Genomic DNA, 4729 nt, shown 5'->3' with positions numbered 1-4729 from the left:
TTTGCAGAATCAGGACATTCTAACTTTGCGGCTACAACACCCAAATAGCATAATGCACGTTATGGAACTTTACGCTGAACCGGCCGCGATAGTTACAAGCAGGTCCTTGGCATCGATCTGGTCGCCGGCTTTGACGAGAACTTCGGCGATCGTGCCGTTCTCCTCGGCGTGAATTGCCGTTTCCACCTTCATCGCTTCGGTCGACACCAGCACATCGTCGGCATTGATCGCCTGTCCGGGCGACACAAAGACGCGCGAGATGGCGCCCGGCATCGGTGCGCCGACATGAGCGGCATTGCCGGGTTCGGCCTTGGGTGCGAAGACGGCGGCCGGTGACGCTGAGGAATTTTGCGAGCTCTTGCTGTTGGTTCCTCGCGGACCCGAGCCGCATCTCGTTGTGCACCTAACCAGCTCGGCTCACGTGACAACAAACACAAGAACATCTGGTTGTTTCTATCGAGTTTGGCGCAGGAGGCGCAGGAGGCGCAGGAGGAAAATCAACATGACTGTCGCGGCTAGGCCCATGATTGCCAAAGCGTATAGGCCTGTGGAAAAACCTCCGGGCTGACTACGGAGATACCCTATAACGAACGGCCCCACAAATGCTCCTAGGTTCCCGAGTGAGTTAATGAATGCGATCCCGCCGGCGGCAGCGGAGCCACTAAAGAAGCAGAAGGCAGCGCCCAAAGGGTCCCTTGCAACCCAATATGCCGCGCATGAGCATCCCTCGCCAGAACCCGTCAGGGCCGGGTTGATCTACCGTCCGGCCGGGGCAATACTCCAGGATTGGCTTAGCTCCTCCGATGCGTCAAAATTCCGCTTGATGAGTGCCATATCAAGGCATAACCAATCGGCCATTCTCCGATTCCCGGAGAATTGCCGGACATGACTTGGAGCAGGTGCCATTTCTCCGCAGCCATCCCGGATATTGTAGCCGCAAAGTTGAAGTGTCCTGATTCTGCAAAGTTGGAATGTCACACTCTCCCCGTTTTGATGACGGCGGAGATTGCAGATGGGATTGATAGCGATGAGCGAGCGTGATCTGCAGCGGATCGCGGTTTTGTCGAAGGTTGCCGACGGCCGCATGACGATGGTGTCGGCGTCGCATGTGCTTGCTCTCAGCGAGCGCCAGGTGCGGCGGCTGTTGGATCGCATCAGAACGACCGGTGCGGCATCGATCCGGCACAAGGCGATCGGCCGGCCGTCGAACAACCGGATCAGCGATGGTGTTCGCGATTATGCGGTGACGCTGGTTCGTGAACGTTATGCGGATTTCGGTCCGACGCTGGCGGCCGAGAAGCTTGCCGAGCGCGATGGATTGCGTGTGTCGCGCGAGACGTTGCGCGGCTGGATGACGCAGGCCGGATTGTGGCTGTCACGCAAGCAGCGGCGGACGTTTCATCAGCCGCGCTTGCGGCGCGAAGCCTATGGCGGGCTGGTGCAGATCGACGGGTCCGAGCATCGCTGGTTCGAGGATCGTGGAGATCCGTGCTCGCTCCTGGTGTTTGTCGACGATGCGACGGGCCGGTTGATGCAGTTGCGGTTCGTGCGCTCTGCCTTTTATTCCGACAAGCACTCGGTCTTCCGGGTGACGAAGAAGGAGGCCAAGGGTGGTCAGGGCATGACCCAGTTCGGGCACTCTCGGAGCTAAATATCGAGATTCTCTGTGCAAACTCCAGCCAGGCCAAAGGCCGTGTCGAGCGGATGAACCGGACGCTGCAGGATCGTCTGGTCAAGGAATTGCGACTGGCAGGCATCGACAGCATGGAGGCAGGCAATGCATTTCTGCCGGGCTTCATGGTGGACTACAATGGGCGGTTTGCGATTGTCCCTGCCCGATCCGATGACCTGCACCGGCCGGTAAATCTTGCACCGGATCGGTTGAAAGAGATCCTGTGCAAACGCGAGCAGCGCTATGTCGGATCGCAGCTGACGTTTTCGTTCGAGCGTAAGCGGATCATGCTGGAGGAGAGCGACGTGACGCGCGGATTGGCCGGCCGCTATGTCGAGACCTATGCCTATGCCGACGGCCGCCTCGATGTACGATGGAAGGGACATTCCCTGCCCTACAAAACCTTCGACAAGGACCAGCGGGTGACGCATGCGGCGATCACCGAGAACAAACGGCTCGGCGACGTTCTGTCTTATATCAAGGAGCGTCAGGAGCAGCCGTCGAAGCCGGTGGTGATGACCAACAGCGAGATGAACGGCTATGTGCGACGTGCTCACGGTCCGGGACGGCGGAAGGATTTTACGAACGATCCGGCCGTCATCGAACGCCATAAAGCTGCGCTGGCAAAGCGCGATGCTGCCGAGTGAGGCGTCGATCGCATCGTCTTAAAGCTAAAGCCGATGGGTGCCCCTCACCCGCCCCCGCTCCGCCCTTTCAACCCGGCCCAGCCGGTCGGATCGGGGCTGATCATCAGAGCCAGCGTCGCGTTTCTAACTGGCTGACAATGTCGCCCCTCTAATCAGCTTTGACAGCAATTGTAACCGCAAAGTTAGAATGTAAGAACGACTGGCATCTATTGCTCGATCCATCTCCACCCTATTGCAGGAAAAGGTAAATGTCGTTCTCCATGCCTGATGGCCCCAGAGTGGCCGTGTAGGGCACACCATGGATAGTGATGCTGGTCTGGGGTTTGTCCGCGCTCGGCAGCAACTCAAACAAGTACATTGCAGGCAGAAGGTCATCTGGTACCGGTTGATTGCCGTGTTGCCAGCTCGGAGGGACAAATCCTCCCAAGTCGTCCACAGGCAGCGTGTACTGTGGGGTGCCGAAGATCGATGCCCCCAAGCTTTGCTCCCATGGTGCGTCTGGCGGATTGACGCTTTGCACCGGTGAATAGGCAGCTGACGGCAAATCCTGCCGGAAGGTCGCTGTATTCCAGCTATCGGGAAGCTGGCCGGGTTGAGCCACTCCATGCCAAAACTCTGCGGGATCGGCGATCTGTGTGGAGGACGCCGGTTCAGCCGCCGCAGCCCCCGCTCGAGCACTGTTGGGCGCGGGGCTCAGACGTCGTTGGAGTTGCTCCCGATCGGCGACGAGGTTGTCGAGGTGCAGCACGGCTGGCCGGTCTCTTCGCGCCAGACGTCTAACGAGCGCCCGCGTGCCGTCAACCACGAAGACTCCGCCCTCACAGCCGTTCCGCTGTTGGGTCATGCGGACGGGCTCCAGACGGGTACCCAACCTTTGTGCGAGCATTGCTGCAAACTCGTCGTTCTGGCCCCGGAAGGAGTCATAGTGATAGGCAGCCGGCCCCTCGCGGTTGCGACGGTCAACGAGTAGCAGCGACCAATGGGTGCCGCGGTGATCAGGATCCGAAGCACTGGCATCGCTCACTGGAAGGAACAGGAAGTCGGCTGTATCTCTTCCATTCTGATCATTAACGATGCGCTGGAAAGCGCTCAGCGCGGTGCTCTCATCGCCCTGGCGCTGATGATAATGGGCTATCAGGGGATCGATAAGCCGCGTCCTGGCGGCGAGATCCGGATCGTTTCGCTGCAAGTCCTGCATTAGCAGCTCATAATCCGTCTGGATATGCTGGTCGCCCAGCCATTCGGTATGGTCGAGCGACAATCCGCTGCGGCTTTCGATCGGTGGATCAACCTGCTGCAGCGGCGAAGTTGATCTGAACTCGGCACGTGAATCCGAACGGCCGTCCAGACCGGCCGGTTCGCGGCCACTTGCCGGCTCAGGGGACAACCCCGACGCTGCGTTCGCCTCAACGACTCGCTGGTACTGCCGAAGCCGCTTGAAAGAGATAGTGTGTTTTCCCATGTCTTCGGTGAAGTCTTGGTAATCTGTTTTCAACGACCATTGCTGCTGATCACTGCCGTTGCGCCGGCTCGCTATGCTCTCCCTACCCCTGGTTTGCAGCCAATCACTAAACTTTCGTTGAGTGCTGGCCAGTCTCCAGACGACTCTCCTCTGCGAAGTCGAGTCCGGTCCGAGCTTACTCAGCTCTTCGTTGGCGAAGCTATCAATCATGAGGGCGTCGTCGGGATAAGGATTATGCTGTTTCAACTGCGACTCAGCGCCTAGATACTGCCGCAGCCGATCGAAACTCACGCTTATTCTTTTTCCTTCAGCGTTGGTAAAGTTACTGTAATCGTCCTTTAACGACTGTTGCTGCTGATCACTGCCAGTCAAGCGACTGCCTATGCTCCCCCGACCCTTCTTTCGGAGCCAATCACTAAACCTCCGTTGATTGCTGGCCAGATTCAAGACTACTTTCCTCTGCGAAGTCGAGTTCGATCCGAGCTTGCTCAGCGCTTCCTTGGCTAGGTCATCAATGATGCGGGCGTCATCGGGATAAGGATCATGCTGTTTCAACTGCGACTCGGCGCCTAGATACTGCCGCAGCCGATTGAAACTCACGACCACTTTTTTTCCTTCCTCCTTAGTAAAGGCCCTAAAATCCTCCTGCAACGACCGTTGCTGCTCATCAGTACCGGTGAGTCGGCTGACCATGCTCTCCCTGCCCTCCCTTTTGAGCCAATCGCTAAATTTTCGTTGGTTACTGGCATTTTTCCGGGAAGTCGAGACCGGTCCGAGCTTACTCTGCTCTTCGTTGGCCAAGGCCTCAATAATGCGGGCGTCGTCGGGATAACGATCATGCTGCTTCAACTGGGACTCGGCGCCTAGATACTGCCGCAGCCGATCAAAACCCACGTTTATTCTTCCTTCAGCCTTGGTAAAGCCCCTAAAATCGTCCTTCAACGACCC

General features: G+C 57.9%; 1 protein-coding gene and 2 pseudogenes. 1 reads left to right on the top strand and 2 read right to left on the bottom strand.

The window, feature by feature from the left end; all coding sequences use genetic code 11:
* Nucleotides 1-69 precede the first annotated feature (69 nt).
* A pseudogene (locus CO655_RS32780) lies at nt 70-312 on the bottom strand (biotin/lipoyl-containing protein); the annotation flags it as partial.
* A 700-nt stretch (nt 313-1012) separates the two neighbouring features.
* Between CO655_RS32780 and CO655_RS32775 the strand changes: the two are divergent.
* Nucleotides 1013-2319 (top strand): annotated as a pseudogene (locus tag CO655_RS32775) (helix-turn-helix domain-containing protein).
* Nucleotides 2320-2548: 229 nt separating this feature from the next.
* Here CO655_RS32775 and CO655_RS32770 read toward each other — a convergent pair.
* The coding region (locus CO655_RS32770; protein WP_097667955.1) for a Ulp1 family isopeptidase at nt 2549-4729 on the bottom strand (2181 nt) is incomplete at its 5' end.

The sequence above is a fragment of the Rhizobium sp. M1 genome (assembly GCF_002531805.1).
GTDB classification, from domain to species: Bacteria; Pseudomonadota; Alphaproteobacteria; order Rhizobiales; family Rhizobiaceae; genus Rhizobium; species Rhizobium etli_C.
The sequence above is the reverse complement of the archived record's forward strand: the minus strand, read 5'-3'. Positions and strand labels throughout refer to the sequence as shown.